Genomic DNA, 17,876 nt, shown 5'->3' with positions numbered 1-17,876 from the left:
AGGAATGAAGCAATGAACAATAGAGCAAACGGGAATTCTCAGCCCGTGGGAACAGACGAGGCATGGGCTAAATTGCAGGAGAAGCTCGGACAAGAACCGGTAAATCCGGTTTGGGCCGAATGGGGCAAGCAGGAGGCAGCATTAGCGGCTCAAACAGAGGAAACTGTTATAACGGATTCTGCGGCAAGCGGAATCAATTCTATATCTTCAGTAAGAGCAAGAGAAAATACAGGTTCAGAGCTTCCGCAGAATTCCATCCGCAAATCACGCAGACCAGTGCTGAGCCGCAGCCGTAAGTGGGCTGCTGCCGCTGCAGGGGTTGCCATCTTCGCCGCTATTCTGGCTACTCCAGTAGGCAATACCGCCATGGCAGCTATTCTAAACCAGTTCCGGATGCAGGATGTTGCGGTCGTGGAAGAGAGCGATCTGCGCGATATGTTCTATCAGGTGAGCGGGGAAGGGGATTTCCACAAGACGATGAATTCCTTTGGCACCTTCTCGATAGCTAACGGATCTGTCGAGGGCAAGCTCCCGTTTGGGGAAATACAAGGAGTGCTGGGATATGAACCCCTGAAGGGCCAAGATATTACTGGTATGAAGACTGTAGAGGTGAGTCCGTCCCGCGATATTACCCTTACACTGAACGTGGATGAAGTGAATCAGGCGTTGAAGCGTGTAGGCTCGAACGATCTGCTGCCGGAGTCTGTGGACGGCAAACCGCTTACGCTGCATTTGCCCGAAATTGTGAATTATGACCTGTCTCCAGATCAGGAGCACTGGGCTACCCTGTCACAGATGAATACACCTGTAGTTACCGTTGATCCTTCTATAGATATAGATGAAGCGTTGGATGCGGTAGTTAACTTTCCGTTAATTCCCGATTATCTGAGAAGCGACCTGCAGAAGAGCCGGATTCTTTCCGGTGATATTCCGATGCCGCTGATAAAGGGCAGCAATGATGAACAGATTACGGTGGCAGACACCCCTGTTATTCTTACCGAAATGAAATTCAGCAGAGGCTATAGCTATTCTGCAGTCTGGGTACAGGATGGTCAGATGCTCCAGCTTACGGGCGGAGATGTCTATCCGGACAGGGATAAGTTCATTCAGAAGGTACAGGAGTTGATCACACAATGAGCAGCGTACCTGCAATTGATGCTAACGCCCTGACCAAAGAGTATACTAATGGACGCGGTTGCCGGGATGTTACCATCACTGTGGGGAAAGGGGAAGCCTTTGGCCTCCTCGGCCCCAACGGTGCTGGCAAGAGTACTTTTGTCAAAATGCTTGTGGGACTCATCTCTCCAACGGGCGGGAATGCTTCCATCCTGGGTCACCCGCTCGGTTCTCTTGAAGCCAAAGCCAAGATGGGTTACTTGCCGGAGCTATACCGTTATCAGGAGTGGCTAACCGGAGAAGAGGTAGTCAGACTGCATGCCAGGCTATGCCGGATCGAGAAGACACTGGCGGATAGAAGGATTCCACAGCTGCTGCAGGAAGTGGGCATTGGTCAGCGCGGGAAGGACCGGGTCAAGCATTATTCAAAGGGAATGCAGCAGCGGCTGGGGCTGGCTTGTGCGCTGGTCAATGAGCCGGAAATTATTTTTCTCGATGAGCCCTCCTCTGCTCTTGATCCCATCGGGAGAATGGAAGTACGGATGATTCTGGAGCGGCTGAAGGAGAGGGGGATCACGATATTTCTCAACTCCCATTTGCTTGAGGATGTTGAAGTGCTGTGCGACCGGATGGCCCTGCTAAATAACGGGGCGGTCCTGCGGCACGGCAAAGTATCAGAGATCCTGAGCAAGCGGACAAGCTGGCATTTCAAAGTGGGCGGGTATACGCCTTTTTTGCTGTCCTGGCTGAATGAGCATACAGGGCTTACCATCCGGCAGACGGCCGCTGGAGCCGGAAAAACCGGGCAAGAGCCGGAATTAGGCAGCAGTGTCGTATGGCTGGAAGCAGAGCTGGACAACGAGGAGCAGGCGGGCTGGCTGAACGGGCTGATTGTGGAGCAGGGGATGACTCTATATGAAGTAACCCGCAAACAAGAACGGCTGGAAGAGTGGTTCATGGATGCCGTATCCGGACTTAGCCATAGGGGGGAGAGCGAATGAGTACCATACTTGAAATGACGTGGAAGGAAATGCTGCGCAAAAAGGTGATGCTGCTTACTCTGCTGCTCACGTTTGTCTTTCTGATCGCCTTCTGGTTTGTGGCCGATACGGTTGGAAAGAATGACCCCGGGGCAGGGTCTGTACATAACGGGAGCGAGTTGTTCACACGATTTACGAACGGCGCCTTTATTCTTAGTCTGGGATATTTCTTCGGCGCCTTTGTAATCGCCTTTCTGGCGATCTTCAGCTCGTTCTCGGTAATAGCCGGGGAAGCGGAACAGGGAGTCATGCAGGCATTACTGCCCCGGCCGCTGCCCCGCTGGAAATGGTATCTTGGCCGCTGGCTCGGTTTCGTAACACTGGGTGTAAGTTATGCATTCATTCTATTTCTGGCTATCCTGCTGATCACAAATGTCCATGCGAGTGTTCCCAGAGATCCGGCAGCACTATTGAAATCATTTCTGCTGTTTGCTTCTGTGGTTCCATTGTTAATCTCCGTATCCATGCTGGGCTCAGGGATCTTCTCGGCGCTGGGTAACGGTGTGTTCATGACGATGCTCTATGGGGCAGGGTTTCTGGGAGGAATGCTTGATAAGCTTAGCGGTTCGCTGCGGCTGGAGAACGACGCGCTGAATGTGCTGCATAATCTGACCGGAATCATGTCCATGCTGATGCCGGCAGATGCCTTGCAGCGCAGAATGACCGCCGAGCTGTTCAGTCTGAATGAGATTGGCGGTCTTGTTTCTCTTAGTAACGGCGGATTCAGCATCATTAATATCAGCGCGTACCCTTCAGTGTCATTCATCGTATATGCTGTGTGTTATACCGTAATTGCCTTTGCGATAGGAATTTTGCATTTTCAGCGCAAAGATTTATAAGACAAACAAACAGCGCCCTCAAAGTTTCCTTGTTAAGGAACTTCAGGGGCGCTGCTTCGCATGCAAGCCGGCAATCATTTGGTCACGCCAATCTCAATCCAATCCGTGGACCAGTTACCGATTTCACCAAGAATGGGAGCCAGTGCCGTGCCTTTGTCGGTTAACGAATATTCAATACGCACAGGCATTTCAGGATATACCGTGCGCTGAATGATGCCTTCGTTCTCCATTTCCTTCAGCCGGTCGGATAATACTTTGCCGCTTAGATTGGATAAGCAATGCTCGATTTCCCCGAATCTCCGCGGACCATCCATCAGTACGAATACGATCAGAGCAACCCACCGTTTACTAAGCACATCGACCGCTTTCTCGAAGCGTGGACACATTTCGAAATTGTTCATTAGCATCACCTCAACATTCATTATATCATAAACTTACAATAAGTAATCATTAATATTTAAATATATATTATAACTTGACGAACTTATATTACAATGATAAACTAACTTACAAATAGTTACTAGTGCAAATAATGAATATTAAAATTTTACGAACCAGGCATAGGCTATTACGCATTTTCGGGAGAAAAGTTGCTTGGGCTATGCTATCAAAACTAAGTGTATGCTTCCGAAGCAAGTTTTGCGAAACGGAAACGAAGAAGCTAATGCTATCAAAACTTTTAGGACGGTGCACTCATGATCAAACCCGATATCCTTTCTATATTACAGAACAAAATCAAACGGATCTCAATGGATGATTCCACGAATATACTGGTTGGTCCCATTACCTTACCTGTGAACCTGGACGGGGAGACCGTTACCTTCAAATGGTACAGCTGGCTGAAAGTGACGGATGAAGAGCTTCAGCAAGCGGAAGGTAAAGAGGCTACAGAGCTGCTTATCAGCCGGTTGTCTTCCATGAACCTTGCGGATGGACAACAGTCGAGCGTACTTGTCTATGGGGATTTCGAGAACTCCGACGAAGCGCTGATCCGGATGCACAGCATATGCCATACCGGCGATATTTTTGGCAGCAAACGCTGCGATTGCGGCTTCCAGCTGCACACATCGATGAAGATGATTGCCCAGCATGGTTCCGGTGCCCTCTTTTACCTGGCTAATCATGAGGGACGAGGCATCGGCCTGTTCAGCAAAGCCATGGCTTATATTCTGCAGGAAGAAGGATATGATACTGTTGAAGCTAATCTGGAGCTGGGCTTTGCCGACGATTCCAGAGATTACACTGACGCGATCAGCGTGCTTCAGCACCTGCGCAGCAAACCGGTGACCCTGATTACCAATAATCCGAAGAAGATGGAAGCTCTGAGAGCTGCCGGAATGAACACGGTCAAAAGAGTACCGCTATGGGGCGATGTCTCGGTCTTCAACGAAAAGTATCTGCGGACCAAAGTAGCCCGCTCCGGACACCTGGAGGCTGTGCAGAGCGCGGATTTTTTTGAGGGCAGAGTAGCTAAATAAGCCGGTCATACTCTGGCAGAGCAGAATGGTAAGGGAAATAGGTAGTACTTTTGGATTCATTCCATTATAATGGGGTACTGAACCCAATACTTAGCTTAGTGAGGTAACCTATGAATGCTATTCAAGTGCAGGACTTGCGCAAGACATTTAAAGTCCAAAAAAACCGCGAGGGCCTCAAAGGGGCCTTCGCTGATTTGTTTAAACGGCAATATTCCGAAGTGACCGCAGTGAAGGACATTTCGTTCAGTATTCCGGAAGGCGAAATATGCGGATACATCGGGGAGAACGGGGCCGGTAAATCGACCACGATTAAGATGCTCACCGGGATTCTTGTACCTACCGCCGGCAGTCTGTCTGTAGGCGGCTTCGTGCCGTATGCGGAACGGGAGAAGTTCGTACAGAATATCGGAGTCGTATTCGGACAGCGCAGCCAGCTCTGGTGGGATATCGGTGTCATCGAATCGTTCCAGCTGCTGCGTAAGGTGTACCGGGTCTCCGAGCAGGATTTCAAAAAAAGGCTGGATGAGCTCGTCGAGCGACTGGAGCTGCAGGAGCTGCTGAACCGTCCGGTACGCAAGCTCAGTCTCGGACAGCGGATGCGTTGTGAGCTGGTCGCTGCGCTGCTGCACAATCCGTCGATACTGTTTCTGGATGAGCCGACGATTGGCCTAGATATTGTCGTGAAGTCGGAGATTCGTGAGTTCCTCAAGGATATGAACCGTGAGCATGGCACGACCATCCTGCTGACGACACATGATCTGCAGGATATTGAAGCTCTCTGCTCGCGGGTAATCATGCTGGATGACGGGCGGATTATCTATGACGGGGGTCTTGAGGATCTCAAGCAGCGGTGGGGAACCGGACGTGAGGTGCAGTTCCAGTTCGGTACTGCGACGAAGCTGCAGCAGCTTATGCAGTGGACAGAGGGAATGCCGGTTACCTGGACAGCTGAGAATGAGCTGGGTGCCAAGGTATGGATTCCGCTCGAGCTGAATGTATCGGATGTACTGGGCCGTGTGGTTGGACAGGCAGATATTACAGACATCAAAATTATTGAAACGAACACGGATGATATTGTCCGCAGTATTTATCAGTCAGGTTCGGCAGAGAAACCGGAAGAGATGATAGCAGCACTCCGAGATGAGAAAGAGGTCATCCATGTCTGAGCAGCTTAATGGTGCAGTTGCCTCCTCCGGAGGCTCTTCAGGCGGTTCCGGAGAGAACGGACGCAGGCTGCTGCTCGGCGCTTATTTCGATTTCATCCGCATCCGCTTCCTGACGATGCTGGCCTACCGGATCAATTACTATTCAGGAATTCTGATCTACACGCTGAATATCGGGGTTAACTATTTCACCTGGAAAGCTATTTATGGAGGCGGGGAGTCGCTAGGCGGCTTTACCGGAGCACAGATGACTACGTATGTAGCCGTCTCGTGGATGGCCCGGGCGTTCTATTTCAATAACCTGGACAGGGAGATTTCTACCGATATCCGTGACGGCAGCATCGCGATTCAGTTCATCCGCCCTTATAACTATGTTCTGGTCAAAATGATGCAGGGACTTGGCGAAGGCCTGTTCCGCTTCATGATGCTGATGATTCCGGGCATGGTGATAGCCATTCTGCTGTTTCCGGTGCAGCTGCCGACAGAACCATCCGCCTGGATCGGTTTCCTGGTGATGCTCTTCTTCAGCTTCCTGATCAGCTCACAGATTAATATCATAACGGGGCTCTCTGCATTCTTCGTCGAGAATAATGAGGGGATGATGCGCATGAAGCGTGTTATCGTTGACCTGTTTTCCGGCCTCATCGTCCCGATTACGCTGTTTCCGGGCTGGTTATCGTCCATTCTTAAGGTTCTGCCCTTTCAGGCCATCACGTATCTGCCGGGTTCCGTATTCACGGGCCGTGTGCAGGGAGTGGGCATTTGGAATGTGCTGGGCATCCAGGTGATCTGGTTCCTGGTCCTGCTGGTTCCGATTGTCTGGCTATATCACGCAGCGCGCCAGCGGCTGTTCGTGCAGGGAGGTTGAGCCGGAATGTACTATTTGGGCTTGTTAATTGAATATCTGAAAAATTATATGAAGACAAGGTTAACCTACCGCGCTGATTTCTGGGTGGAGGTTGTTTCCGATCTGCTCTTCCAGGCAACGAACTTTATCTTCATTCTGGTCATTTTCATGCATACCGACAGCCTGGGCGGCTGGAATCAGAACGAAGTGGTGTTCGTCTACGGCTTCTTCATGGTGCCGTTCGGTGTGTTCAGCTGCTTCGTGAATATGTGGGGCTTCAGTGAGCGTTATATCGTCAAAGGCGAGATGGACCGCATTCTGACCCGTCCGGCGCATAACCTGTTCCAGATTTTCCTGGAAAATGTGGACCCGCCTTCACTTGTGGGCTCCTTCATCGGACTGATTGTTATGGCCATCAGCGGCAGCAATCTGGGTCTGCCATTCGAATGGTGGACGATTCCGATGCTGATTATCCTGACACTCAGTGCGGTAGCAATCTATACCGGCATCTATACGACATTGACTTCACTGTCGTTCTACTCGGATGCGCCAACCGGTATTCTGCCGCTGATGTATAATATCCAGACCTACGGCCGTTATCCGGTTACGATCTACAACCGGGCGATTCAGGTGCTGCTCACCTGGATTATCCCGTTTGCATTTGTCGGGATCTATCCGGCAGCCCTGTTCCTCCACCGTGATGAGATGAAGGGGATGGCGCTGCTGACCCCCGTTGTGGGTGCAGTGTTCCTCGGCATCGGCCTGATGGCCTGGAGCTATGGCGTTAAGCGGTACAAAGGTGCGGGGTCTTAAGGGATTCCGCAAAGAACATTATACAGGGTCGTCCAAGCAGCTATTCATTGGCTGGCGCGGACGACCCTTTTTGTGTAGAAAATACTATAACAATGCTCAAAAAATCCTACCTACCCAATCAATGAAAGCGCATAATAAGTGGTGAGAGTGAAGCCAGGACTATTACTGTAAAGGAGCAGAAGCGATGAACAATTATACTATAGGCGTCGATTTGGGCGGAACCAATATCAAAGCGGGATTGTTCGATGGGGATTTCAACGCAGTCGAGGAGCTGACTCTGCCAACGGAAGCGGCGGCAGGACCGGCGCATGTGCTGGAGCGGATCAGGTTGGCCGTTACACAGCTGACAGAGGGCAAGGGGATAGATCAGCAGCAGGTCACCTGTATGGGGATGGGAATTCCCGGTCTGCTGGACCCGGAGGAAGGCCTGTCCATCTTTTCACCTAACTTTCCCGGATGGGAACAAATACATATAGTGAATGCAATGAAACCCTTTTATGATTTTCCAGTCTACATAGATAATGATGTGCGGGTTAACTTATATGGGGAATGGCAGCAGGGAGCCGGAAAAGGATGCCGTAACCTGGTGCTGCTCACACTTGGAACCGGACTGGGCTCAGGCATTGTCCATGACGGCAAGGTGTTGTACGGAACTACCTTCAGCGCTGGTGAAATCGGACATATGAATATGTACCGGCAGGGCCGGCCCTGCCGCTGCGGGAGCTCCGGCTGCCTCGGGAGGTATGTATCTGCTGTGGGTATGGTCAACACGTTCAAAGAGAAGCTGCTGGATGGCAGGAGCAGTCTGATTCAGACTTGGACGAATCAGGATGACGGACAAATTACCGCAAAAATGATTTCGGAGGCTTATGATCTCGGGGACCCGCTGGCGATTGAGGTCATGCATGAAACCGGAGAACTGCTGGGGTACGGTCTGGCTAATGTAATTAATCTGCTGAACCCGGAGCTGATCATTATTGGAGGCGGGATGTCTGCCGCAGGAGAACGGCTGCTGGGCAGCGTCCGTGGCACTGTAAATGCTCATGCGCTGAAGCTCTCAGGAAGCAAATGCAGGATCGTTCAAGCCGAACTGGGCAGCAGGGCGGGCACACTTGGCGCAGCGGTATATGCGGACCAGAGACTGAATGCTCTTAAATGATGATTGACCGGGACAATGATCGGCGAAGATTAACGTAAGGTGATGCAAAACTATTGAATCTCAATAATTCACCATATCTACATATTAAGGACCTTAAACGACAATAATCGTCAAATTATCCCAATGATGACAGCATATTCTTGGCTGTATACTAATAGCAGGTTAAGAATTCGGCAGCAGTTCTATATCCGGCAGTTCTTGAGGAAGCGGCATGTAACGGTTCTTCATAACTGCTAAACATCATCCCGGGCAGACTGAATAAACACTGAAGCTGGTGGCTGAAGGTATTCATACGCTCGATAAGGAGCCGGTAATGTTATGAATCTCGTAATCGGAGGCAATGGCGGTTTAGGCCATTCCATTACCCAAGAATTACTGTGGCGGGGGAAGCTGGTAACAGCGACCTATCATCGTTCTAATGAGGCACTAAGCAGACTGAGAGGACCGCTGCTGACTATGGCTTCACTGGATATACAGGATGAGAGGGCTCTTGCTGCTCTCCTGACAGGAGTGAAAACGGTCTACTTCTGTCTTAATGTGCCTTACCAGGACTGGTACACGATCATGCCCAAAGCGCTGGAACGGGTTACCGCGAAGCTGCATTCCGGGCAGACGCTGGTATTTCCCGGCAATGTCTACGGATACGGCAGATTCCAATACCTTCCCGCGGATGAGAACCATCCCAAGGCGGCTCTTACCCGTAAAGGAAAGCTCCGTAACCAGCTGGAAGAGCTCCTGAAGAAGCGGGCAGCGGAGAACGGCTTCCGCTATGTCATTCCGCGTTATCCCGACTACTATGGCCCCAACGTTACGAACAGGGTATTCGGACCGATATTCAACGGAGCGCTGCGGGCCAAAACCATCGCCTGGCCGGTCAGGCTGGATGTTCCCCATGATCTGGTCTATATCCGTGATGCGGCCAAAGCAGCCGTGCTGCTGGCGTATAGCGGGGAAGAAGGGGAATGGCATGTGTCGGGCTCCGGGGCGATTGAAGGCCGCCAGTTCCTGAATCTCATCCAGGATGAAGCAGACAGTCCAAGGAAAAGCCGGACCCTCCCGGGCTGGGCCGTTGGTTTGGCAGGTATATTCGATAAAGAAGCTAAGGAATTCCATGAGCTGCTATACGAATTCCAGTATCCGCTGGTGCTGAGCGAGAACAAATTCATGAAGCGGTTCCCGGAATATTCTCCAACCGCTTACAAGGATGCAGTCAAAGAAACCTTGGGCTGGTTCCGGGAGCAGCAGGAATAGACCGGAGAACCGATAGGAGGCTTGACCGTTCATGCATATCATTGCTGTATCACTCGGGACCGCTTTTTCGGTTCCTGAGCTGCTGCCCCATGTGTCGCCGGAGCGCCGGATGAGCAGCAGCCGGCTGAAACGTGAAGACGATGTTCGCAGGTCTCTTATCGGAGACATCCTTGCCCGGATGTTCGCCATGGATATGGAGGGAATGCGGAATGATGAGATCTGTTTTGACAAAGGGGTGTTTGGCAAACCCCGGCTGTCTGCTATGCGCGAACCGTGGGACTATAACCTCTCACATTCGGGAAAATGGGTAGCAGGTATCGTCAGCCGCAAGGGACAGCGGGTTGGAATCGACATTCAGAAGATGGCTGCCATAAATCCGGCGTTAGCCCGGTACAGCCTGTCCCCTGAAGAAATGGAGCAATACCAGAGCTTGAAATCAGAGGCTCAAATACGCTATTACTATGACCTGTGGACGCGGAAGGAGAGTTATCTGAAGATGGAGGGCATTGGCCTGACGGTTCCGATCCGTTCGGTATTCTCCGAGCAGTATGCTTTGAAATATGAGCAGTCTGTGCTTAGTGACCGGCTGCCCGATCATGCGTTCAGGCAATATCCGGTAGATCCGGGCTACGTGCTGACCGCTTGTTCAACAGATTTCCGCTTTCCTGATCAGTATTTGGTGGTCCGGGCTAAGGATCTAACCGAAGTATTTCTGCGGCGCTGCCGGCTGCAGGAGGAGCAATCCGCTCCAGAGCCTGACGGACTCACCGTCTTGTAGGGAAGAGGGCACCTGCCAGCCGGTATTAGATATACAGGCACAGAATGTCCTTGCACTGCGCAACACTTACATATAGCAGCGTTTGCCAGTCTTGGCACCGCTGCTTTTTTGGCGAGTATTACCATTCAGGGCATACGTTCTAGGTCCAGGAATTGTACGCGATCCGGGGTAGCATGATATGCTGTAGATATTGAAGCACACAGGAGGGTAATGATGAAACGAGACATTCAGCATGTGCCTTATGGTTATGAACCCCCAGCCGGTGAACGCAAAGGGACCTTAATCTTCTATGATTCATTCGAGCATATCTCGGATATGGATTTGTTGAAGGCGGCTGAGACAGCGATAGAGCGCAAATTCACCAAGCTGGTGCTGTATCCGCTGCATGAAGAAACCGTGAGACGGATGACGAAGGAGCCGGTGCAGGCTTTTTATAAACGGGAGGACCGGCTGCATGAGTGGAAAAGATATCAGGGGCGCTCTTTCATTACGGTGGAAAGTCTGGAGGGGAAACGCAAGAAATACACCCCGCTTGATTCTGCGCTGCGCCATATCAGCGAGGTCTATTCCGCACCTTACTTTCTCTATCTGACTCCGGAGATGGCTAATCTGTTCGCTTCCTATTCCTCATTCGAGGAATGGATCGTCAAGCTGCGTTTGCTGTTGTCAGAAGCGCCGGCACAACTGCATCCGCGGCTGGAGAAATTCCGTCACCGCTGGGATGTGGCTGGCGAAGCCCGCTAGGCAAATAGTTGTATACCTAAACCCGTGGGAGGGTGATGAGCATGAATGAGGCCTACCAACTCGATGTTAGATTGCAGCCCAATGAGACGCTTGCGCTGATCAAAGAGGGAATGACGCAGGAGTCGGAGCTGTTGTACGAGGAGCTGAATGATCTCGGTGAAGGCAAGATGATCGGAACGCTGGTCTATGAGCGGTATTATTTCCGGTCCGGTAATCAGGCGGCGCTGGTGATTCTAGTGGATAATCTGAAGGGCAGAAGTAATGTCCGGCTTATTCCGGCGGGAGGCTCCAACGGGTTGATCCTTAAGCTCGATTGGGGCGCCGGCAAAAGCTTCGCTTCTTCAGTGGAGCGAATTCTGGCGGATTATATTGTGGAATAACCGGGGATGTTAAGGAGAAGGAGCTTGGAGGCCAGCATAGGTCTGGCAGCATACTGCTGCTGCGGCTTACTGGCCCTGTAAAATTCACCGTACGGGCAGCACAGACTCCTGCTTATTTGTGGAGGGCTGCCTGTTTGCGTCTATAGGTATACATTCTCCACTGGTAGTGGATGAAGCACCCGATGCAGAAGCCGAGGATAGCTACTGTGGCTGCTACCGCGACCATGATCGTGAAGATATAAGCCGCTACGGTCCAGTCGGCTAGGAAGCTGACCAGTCCTGCAGTCAGGCAGAAGACGGCAATGCTCTGGTTGAACTGCTGCTGTTCCCAGTCTTCCAGTACATAGGCGGAGCGCTCCTTAGTCAGGAAGTTCGCCGCAACCTTGATCACCGGATTATATCCGAAGATTAGGCCAGACAGTCCTGCGGCAAGCGGCAGGGCAAGAATCCAGTAAGCTCCCGTAAACAGTGACAATAATACAGAAATTACGATAAAAGCCTGATTAGTTCTGACTAACGGCCGGGGAATTCCCTTAATGATTGAAGGCTCACTCATTGAAATCACACCTTTCACATTGGAATAATTAAAGTATAACCAATGATCCGCAATGTGGCAATCGGTAAGCGTAAACATTAAAATTTGAAATTATTATCCATTGACAGCCGGAGCCCACTCGTGGTTTTATTATGTAGACCAATTGTTATAAAAGTGCAGAAACATCTATAAAGGAAGTGTCCGGCTTGTCAAACAAGCATAATGCACGTGAAGCTATTCTGGATACGGCTTCAAGATTGTTTTTCACACAGGGCTATCATGCAACCGGACTAAATCAGATCATCAAGGACAGCGATTCGCCCAAAGGATCATTGTATTATTATTTTCCTCACGGCAAAGAAGAGCTGGTGTTGACCTGTATTAACCGGACAAGTGAAATGGTCTCCCAAAATTTGCGGCATTATGTAGAGGGTGAAGACTCACCTGCTCAGGCGGTGCAGAATTTCATTCTGTCTATGGCCAGGGAAGCGGAGGAATCTTCTTTTGAAGGATTGGTGCCGTTCAGCTTCTGGGTAGCCGTGGAGACTTCCTGTGTCAGCAATGAGCTGCGGACCGCTTGTCAATGTGTGTTCAAGGATTGGCAGGATGTGATCGCCCAGCGTCTGATGAAAGATGGCATGCAGGAGGAAGCTGCTGTGGGAAAAGCGACTGTTGTGGTCTCCTTGTTTGAAGGTGCGCTGCTGCTGGCGTTGACGTGCCGAAATGTCCAGCCGCTGGTTGCGGCAGCAGAGAGTATTCCGGCAATACTGGTTTAAGGTTTCAACAGTACCACCGTAACACCGCAATACTGCAACACAGCAACAAATAGAGAGAGAACAAACAGATTATCAGGAGGATATGAGAGTGAACGCAACTATGACTGGTAAGGGGCACACAGAGCCCCGCAAATTCAAGACCCTTCCAATTCTCGTCTCCTTATTGCTTGCCGGATTTATCGGCATGTTCAGTGAGACCGCATTAAATGTAGCCTTAAGTGATCTTATGAATGTATTACAAATTACTCCGACCACAGCGCAATGGCTGACTACAGCTTACCTGCTGACGCTGGGTATTCTGGTTCCGATCTCCGGGCTGCTCCTGCAGTGGTTCACGACCAGACAGCTGTTCATTGCTGCGCTATGCTTCTCGATTGCGGGAACATTCCTGGCTGCAATGGCGCCGAACTTCGAATTCCTGCTTACAGCGCGTGTGGTTCAGGCGATGGGAACTGCACTTCTTTTACCGCTGATGTTCAACACGATCCTGATCATTATTCCCGCTGAGAAAAGAGGCGCAGCGATGGGTCTCATCGGACTCGTCATCATGGTAGCTCCAGCGATCGGCCCAACCATTGCAGGTCTGCTGATTGAGAGCCTCAGCTGGCACTGGATCTTCTGGCTGTCCCTGCCGTTCCTTGTGATCGCGCTGTTCAGCGGAATTTTCTTCATGCAGAACGTCACAGAAGTGACCAAGCCGAAGATTGATATCCTCTCGATTGTATTATCGTCACTCGGTTTCGGCGGCGTTGTGTATGGATTCAGCAGCGCCGGTGAAGCGGAAGGCTGGGGAAGTCCGAAGGTGATTATTGCCATTGCTATTGGTGTAATTGCGCTCGTTCTATTCTGCATCCGGCAGTTGACGATGAAGCAGCCGATGATTAATCTGCGTGCCTTCAAATTCCCGATGTTCGTGGTCGGTGTACTGATGGTCTTCATCTGTATGATGGTGATTCTGTCCTCGATGCTGATTCTTCCAATGTACCTGCAGCAGGGACAAGGCTATACTGCGTTCAAAGCAGGCTTACTGCTGCTGCCGGGCGGAATTATCAACGGACTGATGTCACCGTTAATGGGACGCCTGTTCGATAAATACGGACCGAAATGGCTCGTTATTCCAGGACTCGTGCTCGTAGCTATCTCGCTGTGGTTCTTCTCGAGTATTACAGCTACTTCTACTGTTATCTTCGTAATTGTACTTCACAGCGTGCTCATGATCGGAATCTCGATGATTATGATGCCTGCCCAGACGAACGGGATCAACCAGCTTCCGCTGGAATACTATCCTGACGGTACAGCGATCATGAATACTCTGCAGCAGGTTGCAGGGGCGATTGGTACGGCTCTGGCAGTAAGCATTATGACCTCCGGTACCAAGAGCTACATGAAGACGGTAACTGACCCTGGTGATCCGCTGAATATTGGCGCTGCATTTACCCATGGGGTGCAGAATGCGTTCATCTTCGGCATGGTGATGGCCATTATCGGTCTGGTTGTTGCTTTCTTCCTCAAACGTGTTATTGTCTCGCACAAAACACAGGCTTCCATGCACTAATCTCATTAATTGACTGCAAGCACATCCGTAATTCGGGTGTGCTTTTTTGCTATGTGCAATATGGAGCTTACAGAGCATTCATTGTATAAAATCCTGCCCTAAATACAACATTTTCCTCATGATATCGCTCCTAATTCACATTTGTTGTAAAAAATGCAACATTTGTTCTACTCCAAACGGATTATTGGGGCAATTCTTGTATTTCGTACAACAATCCTCTCTGGCGTCCGGGTATCTGGGGATCAAAGTTGTAAAACGTACAGGCGTGTTGATTCCCCATATTATGGAATGAATATAATTCCCAAAATGCTCTTGTTCCTGAGTAGACTCAGTTGAACCTGCCACTCCAGCGGAAGACTAAATATACGCCAATGCTGCATAAATTCCCAAAGGGTCAGTTGAGCAAAGGCAGGCACGTTGGAGTGGATTTCATCATAAACGCGTCTCAGAAGCACATAGACAGCAAGGGCCACAAACAATTGGCTGTATACTGCATTTTCGGTGGTTCCAAATAGACATGGCACGTTCAGATGCTGTTTAATCCAGCGGAAAAAGACTTCAATTTCCCAGCGTGCCTTGTAGATTTCGGCGATTACATGAGCGGACTCTTTTCTCAAATCGGTCACGACCCGTACGACTTCCCCCCGGTCATTTTCAAATTCTACGACCCGGTGGCGCTGAGCGGATTGGCACTTCCCTTGACCGATATAACAAGTCATATCACGAACAATTTTCGTTTCTCCCTCTGCGGGTCGCTGGAGGTTTCTCGGCTTCACCAAATGGAGATTGTCTTTGAGTCGAATCACAAACGACTGGCCCTGGAGCACATATTGATCCAATCTGCTAATTTTTCCATACGCCCGATCCTGTACCAAAATGTAGTCCGTATCTGCCAAAACTTCTCCAAACGGAGCGTCATTGCGCTTCGCAATCGATTCCTCCACGTTCACGGGTAAACGCTGACCTTGCGAAAGAGCGACATGCAGCTTAATGCCCCCTCTAAATTTTTTGTACGAGGCCCAAGGCATTCGGGAATTCGCCGCCGTGACCGTCGTCGAGTCAATCAGCAGAAGATCTTTAGGAAGATTCAGATGCCGCCGGGTTTGTCGGTTACATTTCTTGACGAGCAGTTGAAAGATACGTTTGAAGATTTCGTAAGGGACTTCACCGGCCTTGCCGGAAAGGGTGGAGTAATGAATCTCAGGCAAGTCAAAGTTTGGGCCTAAGCGGGCACTTTGCCGGAAGCCGTCCCATTTGTGGTAGCAGGCTTGGACAAAGTAATCGAGTAGCAACCCGACGGTCATTTTGGTTCCACTATCTACGTAGTCCTTGGTTTGTCCAGTCACCATTTGGACTTCTTCCGGTGTTAATACTTGTTTGAAAACGGCTAAAAATGGGGTATATTTATTCATGAGGTCGCCTCATTTCGGTTTGGTTTGGTCGTACTTACCATTACCCGAAATGGCGGCCTTTTTCGTCCCTTTTTTTGGGAAATCAACACGCCTATAAAACGTACAACATTAATGCCCCAAGAGGCTGCTTATCGGCAAGTATTAACGGGTTACTTGTCTGCCAGCGTTAACTGTTACTCATACGCAAGTTAACGGATTACTCATATGGCTGACGTGGACACAATGACTGGACATCAACTGGGAATTAAAGTATATTAAGCATAGATTAACGATGTATCAGTGTATTGCCATTCGTACGGGAGGGGATGCCGATGAAAGTCAGTAAAGAAATGCTGAAGGGCAGCACGGGGACCTTAATTCTCACTCTGCTGCTCGATAAGCCGTTATATGGCTACGAACTGATTAAAGAGCTGGAGCAGCGCTCGCAGGGGGTATTTTCCCTGAAGGAGGGCACGCTCTATCCGATACTCCATGCGATGGAGAGCGAACGCTGGGTAGAGGCGTATTGGCTTGAGGTAGAAGGGCGCAAACGCAAATATTACCGGCTGCTGGATGAAGGCAAGGCGAAGCTGCAGGAGAAGAGAGCGGAATGGAATCTTTTCAAAGGCGCGGTGGATTCGGTACTGGGGGAGGGCGGCGCATGATGGAGCAGCGGAAGAAGCTGGACAACTATCTGGACAGGGTGTGTGCAGAGGTTAGAGCCAAAGGGATGCACAGGGAGATAAGGGAGGAACTCAGCGGGCACTTCCAGGACTTAATGCTGGAGCGGCAGCAGCTTGGCGCAACTGAAGAAGAAGCACAGCAATATGCGATCGCGCAAATGGGTGATCCGCAGGTGCTCGGCCGGGATCTGCACAGAATCCATAAACCGCGGATTCCGTGGGGGCTGCTCACCGCAGTAATGATGTTGTCAGCTGTGAGTCTGCTGGGGATGGGGGCTATAGAAGCCGGAACCTCCTTCAACCCGGCCCTATCTGATCTGACGATGCGCCAGACGGTGTATATCATCCTTGGGATCGCCGTTATGACAGGAATGTACTTCGTCAATTTCAGGCTGCTTCAGAAAGCATCAGGATTCATCTATGCTGCAGCATTAATGGCTATCGTTGCCAGCCTATTGCTGGGTCCTGAATTAATCAATGGGAATAGACGCTATGTTGGTTTTATGGGCTTTTATTTTGATCTGGTTGGATACAGTCCTTATATATTTGTTGTCGCTCTGACAGGAATATGGACCAGCCGCAGCTTTATGCTGAAATGGAGCAGACGGACCAGGGAATTAGCGGAGGTAGCCTTACTGCTGCTGCCTGCGGTGATCTATGCGGCGATCCGGTCTTTACCGGAGCTGGTGGTTTATTTGGCAGTATCGCTGACGCTATATGTATGGATAACACGGCGCTGGATTACAGCCGGATTAATGGCTATAACATTTGTGTCGGGCGGAGCCATCTATGTTTGGAATAATTTGAACTTGCATGACAGGGTCATCGGAGCGATAAATCATAATTATATGCTTAATGGCCCGGGTTACCTCAACCGCAGAATTCACGAGACCATTACATCCGCAGGCTGGAGAGGGTATGGCTTCGGAGGTGCGGAAGAAGGACTGCCGTATGCGTATTCGGATCTTTTTCCGGTATTTCTGGTTCAATGCTTCGGCTGGGCCGGGGGCTTGCTCTTCATCGCGGCAGTAGGCTGGTTCGTTCTCAAAATGATCTCCTATACCCGCGCTGTACGCGATACCTACGGGCGGATGCTTATCCTTGCTCTGGCCCTTATGCTAGCCATCCGCTTAGCTTATGGTCTATCGATCCTCAGCGGAAGAATGCCAATTACAGCTATACCGTTCCCATTCCTCAGCTACGGACAGCATGTCTTCATTGAATTCGCCGCTGTCGGGCTGCTGATGGGTGTCTACCGGCGGAAGGATATGCTCCCTGCGGACACAAGCCTAGACTTAACTATGGACGCCTAGTGAGGCTGCACGTAT

The 17,876-nt window shown here is 50.5% G+C and carries 19 protein-coding genes; 16 read left to right on the top strand and 3 right to left on the bottom strand.

Annotated elements, in window-relative coordinates:
* Positions 1–12: 12 nt before the first annotated feature.
* Genes NSQ73_RS16755 through NSQ73_RS16745 form a run of 3 tightly spaced genes read left to right on the top strand, consistent with a single transcriptional unit; the run spans position 13 to position 2,995 of the window.
* The gene (locus NSQ73_RS16755; protein WP_340987357.1) at positions 13–1,137 is read left to right on the top strand and encodes a hypothetical protein; all 1,125 of its coding nucleotides are present in this window, start codon (positions 13–15) and stop codon (positions 1,135–1,137) included.
* Positions 1,134–2,117, top strand: a complete 984-nt coding sequence (locus NSQ73_RS16750) for an ABC transporter ATP-binding protein (protein WP_340987356.1) — start codon at positions 1,134–1,136, stop codon at positions 2,115–2,117. The genes NSQ73_RS16755 and NSQ73_RS16750 overlap by 4 nt, the downstream gene beginning before the upstream one ends.
* Entirely contained in the window at positions 2,114–2,995 is an 882-nt protein-coding gene (locus tag NSQ73_RS16745; RefSeq protein WP_340987355.1) for an ABC transporter permease, read from the top strand. Before NSQ73_RS16750 ends, NSQ73_RS16745 begins: the two co-directional genes overlap by 4 nt.
* 74 nt (positions 2,996–3,069) lie before the next feature.
* Here NSQ73_RS16745 and NSQ73_RS16740 read toward each other — a convergent pair whose 3' ends face one another.
* The gene (locus NSQ73_RS16740; protein ID WP_039292833.1) at positions 3,070–3,396 is read right to left on the bottom strand and encodes a winged helix-turn-helix transcriptional regulator; all 327 of its coding nucleotides are present in this window, start codon (positions 3,394–3,396) and stop codon (positions 3,070–3,072) included.
* A gap of 294 nt (positions 3,397–3,690) precedes the next feature.
* Here NSQ73_RS16740 and NSQ73_RS16735 point away from each other — a divergent pair, with 294 nt between their 5' ends.
* The 9 genes from NSQ73_RS16735 to NSQ73_RS16695 all read left to right on the top strand — a co-directional run bounded on the left by NSQ73_RS16735 (position 3,691) and on the right by NSQ73_RS16695 (position 11,608).
* Positions 3,691–4,473 carry a GTP cyclohydrolase II gene (locus NSQ73_RS16735; protein WP_340987354.1) on the top strand — a complete coding sequence of 261 codons (783 nt, stop codon included), beginning with the start codon at positions 3,691–3,693 and terminating at the stop codon, positions 4,471–4,473.
* A 110-nt stretch (positions 4,474–4,583) separates the two neighbouring features.
* Positions 4,584–5,639 (top strand): ABC transporter ATP-binding protein, encoded by a 1,056-nt coding sequence (locus NSQ73_RS16730; protein ID WP_340987353.1) that lies wholly within the window; start codon positions 4,584–4,586, stop codon positions 5,637–5,639.
* A 70-nt stretch (positions 5,640–5,709) separates the two neighbouring features.
* Positions 5,710–6,504: an ABC transporter permease gene (locus tag NSQ73_RS16725; RefSeq protein WP_340989302.1), complete on the top strand. Its 795-nt coding sequence runs from the start codon at positions 5,710–5,712 to the stop codon at positions 6,502–6,504.
* 6 nt (positions 6,505–6,510) lie between these two features.
* A complete protein-coding gene (locus NSQ73_RS16720; protein ID WP_039292825.1) occupies positions 6,511–7,296 on the top strand; it encodes an ABC transporter permease in 786 nt (261 codons plus the stop codon).
* A 184-nt stretch (positions 7,297–7,480) separates the two neighbouring features.
* The gene (locus NSQ73_RS16715; protein ID WP_340987352.1) at positions 7,481–8,455 is read left to right on the top strand and encodes an ROK family protein; all 975 of its coding nucleotides are present in this window, start codon (positions 7,481–7,483) and stop codon (positions 8,453–8,455) included.
* Positions 8,456–8,773: 318 nt separating this feature from the next.
* Positions 8,774–9,706: an NAD-dependent epimerase/dehydratase family protein gene (locus NSQ73_RS16710; RefSeq protein WP_340987351.1), complete on the top strand. Its 933-nt coding sequence runs from the start codon at positions 8,774–8,776 to the stop codon at positions 9,704–9,706.
* A 31-nt stretch (positions 9,707–9,737) separates the two neighbouring features.
* Positions 9,738–10,484 (top strand): 4'-phosphopantetheinyl transferase family protein, encoded by a 747-nt coding sequence (locus NSQ73_RS16705; RefSeq protein ID WP_340987350.1) that lies wholly within the window; start codon positions 9,738–9,740, stop codon positions 10,482–10,484.
* Positions 10,485–10,697: 213 nt separating this feature from the next.
* Positions 10,698–11,228: a hypothetical protein gene (locus NSQ73_RS16700; protein WP_340987349.1), complete on the top strand. Its 531-nt coding sequence runs from the start codon at positions 10,698–10,700 to the stop codon at positions 11,226–11,228.
* Positions 11,229–11,269: 41 nt separating this feature from the next.
* Positions 11,270–11,608 (top strand): DUF6054 family protein, encoded by a 339-nt coding sequence (locus tag NSQ73_RS16695; RefSeq protein ID WP_042136964.1) that lies wholly within the window; start codon positions 11,270–11,272, stop codon positions 11,606–11,608.
* Positions 11,609–11,720: 112 nt separating this feature from the next.
* Here NSQ73_RS16695 and NSQ73_RS16690 read toward each other — a convergent pair whose 3' ends face one another.
* Positions 11,721–12,164 carry a DUF4395 domain-containing protein gene (locus NSQ73_RS16690; RefSeq protein ID WP_340987348.1) on the bottom strand — a complete coding sequence of 148 codons (444 nt, stop codon included), beginning with the start codon at positions 12,162–12,164 and terminating at the stop codon, positions 11,721–11,723.
* 185 nt (positions 12,165–12,349) lie between these two features.
* On the opposite strand from NSQ73_RS16690, the gene NSQ73_RS16685 reads away from it, so the two are divergent.
* Positions 12,350–12,919, top strand: coding sequence for a TetR/AcrR family transcriptional regulator (locus tag NSQ73_RS16685; RefSeq protein ID WP_340987347.1), 570 nt, complete (start codon positions 12,350–12,352; stop codon positions 12,917–12,919).
* Between the two features lie 100 nt (positions 12,920–13,019).
* Positions 13,020–14,474, top strand: coding sequence for a DHA2 family efflux MFS transporter permease subunit (locus tag NSQ73_RS16680; protein WP_340989301.1), 1,455 nt, complete (start codon positions 13,020–13,022; stop codon positions 14,472–14,474).
* 281 nt (positions 14,475–14,755) lie between these two features.
* Here the strand turns inward: NSQ73_RS16680 and NSQ73_RS16675 are convergent, their stop codons facing one another.
* Complete coding sequence (locus NSQ73_RS16675) at positions 14,756–15,886, bottom strand: IS4 family transposase (protein WP_340986060.1); 1,131 nt, start codon at positions 15,884–15,886, stop codon at positions 14,756–14,758.
* Between the two features lie 311 nt (positions 15,887–16,197).
* On the opposite strand from NSQ73_RS16675, the gene NSQ73_RS16670 reads away from it, so the two are divergent.
* On the top strand, positions 16,198–16,530 hold the full coding sequence (locus NSQ73_RS16670) for a PadR family transcriptional regulator (protein WP_039292805.1): 333 nt from the start codon (positions 16,198–16,200) through the stop codon (positions 16,528–16,530).
* Complete coding sequence (locus NSQ73_RS16665) at positions 16,527–17,861, top strand: FtsW/RodA/SpoVE family cell cycle protein (RefSeq protein WP_340987346.1); 1,335 nt, start codon at positions 16,527–16,529, stop codon at positions 17,859–17,861. The genes NSQ73_RS16670 and NSQ73_RS16665 overlap by 4 nt, the downstream gene beginning before the upstream one ends.
* Positions 17,862–17,876 lie beyond the last annotated feature (15 nt).

Source organism: Paenibacillus sp. FSL R10-2736, assembly GCF_038000245.1.
GTDB classification, from domain to species: Bacteria; Bacillota; Bacilli; order Paenibacillales; family Paenibacillaceae; genus Paenibacillus_AQ; species Paenibacillus_AQ phytohabitans.
The sequence above is the reverse complement of the archived record's forward strand: the minus strand, read 5'-3'. Positions and strand labels throughout refer to the sequence as shown.

Excerpts from the sequence above, each read along its gene's own strand:
- NSQ73_RS16730 (WP_340987353.1), top strand. The coding sequence starts at position 4,584 with ATGAATGCTATTCAAGTGCAGGACTTGCGCAAGACATTTAAAGTCCAA.
- NSQ73_RS16740 (WP_039292833.1), bottom strand. The coding sequence starts at position 3,396 with ATGAACAATTTCGAAATGTGTCCACGCTTCGAGAAAGCGGTCGATGTG.
- NSQ73_RS16675 (WP_340986060.1), bottom strand. The coding sequence starts at position 15,886 with ATGAATAAATATACCCCATTTTTAGCCGTTTTCAAACAAGTATTAACA.
- NSQ73_RS16745 (WP_340987355.1), top strand. The coding sequence starts at position 2,114 with ATGAGTACCATACTTGAAATGACGTGGAAGGAAATGCTGCGCAAAAAG.
- NSQ73_RS16720 (WP_039292825.1), top strand. The coding sequence starts at position 6,511 with ATGTACTATTTGGGCTTGTTAATTGAATATCTGAAAAATTATATGAAG.
- NSQ73_RS16680 (WP_340989301.1), top strand. The coding sequence starts at position 13,020 with ATGACTGGTAAGGGGCACACAGAGCCCCGCAAATTCAAGACCCTTCCA.
- NSQ73_RS16735 (WP_340987354.1), top strand. The coding sequence starts at position 3,691 with ATGATCAAACCCGATATCCTTTCTATATTACAGAACAAAATCAAACGG.
- NSQ73_RS16695 (WP_042136964.1), top strand. The coding sequence starts at position 11,270 with ATGAATGAGGCCTACCAACTCGATGTTAGATTGCAGCCCAATGAGACG.
- NSQ73_RS16670 (WP_039292805.1), top strand. The coding sequence starts at position 16,198 with ATGAAAGTCAGTAAAGAAATGCTGAAGGGCAGCACGGGGACCTTAATT.
- NSQ73_RS16755 (WP_340987357.1), top strand. The coding sequence starts at position 13 with ATGAACAATAGAGCAAACGGGAATTCTCAGCCCGTGGGAACAGACGAG.
- NSQ73_RS16665 (WP_340987346.1), top strand. The coding sequence starts at position 16,527 with ATGATGGAGCAGCGGAAGAAGCTGGACAACTATCTGGACAGGGTGTGT.
- NSQ73_RS16705 (WP_340987350.1), top strand. The coding sequence starts at position 9,738 with ATGCATATCATTGCTGTATCACTCGGGACCGCTTTTTCGGTTCCTGAG.
- NSQ73_RS16690 (WP_340987348.1), bottom strand. The coding sequence starts at position 12,164 with ATGAGTGAGCCTTCAATCATTAAGGGAATTCCCCGGCCGTTAGTCAGA.
- NSQ73_RS16710 (WP_340987351.1), top strand. The coding sequence starts at position 8,774 with ATGAATCTCGTAATCGGAGGCAATGGCGGTTTAGGCCATTCCATTACC.
- NSQ73_RS16700 (WP_340987349.1), top strand. The coding sequence starts at position 10,698 with ATGAAACGAGACATTCAGCATGTGCCTTATGGTTATGAACCCCCAGCC.
- NSQ73_RS16715 (WP_340987352.1), top strand. The coding sequence starts at position 7,481 with ATGAACAATTATACTATAGGCGTCGATTTGGGCGGAACCAATATCAAA.
- NSQ73_RS16750 (WP_340987356.1), top strand. The coding sequence starts at position 1,134 with ATGAGCAGCGTACCTGCAATTGATGCTAACGCCCTGACCAAAGAGTAT.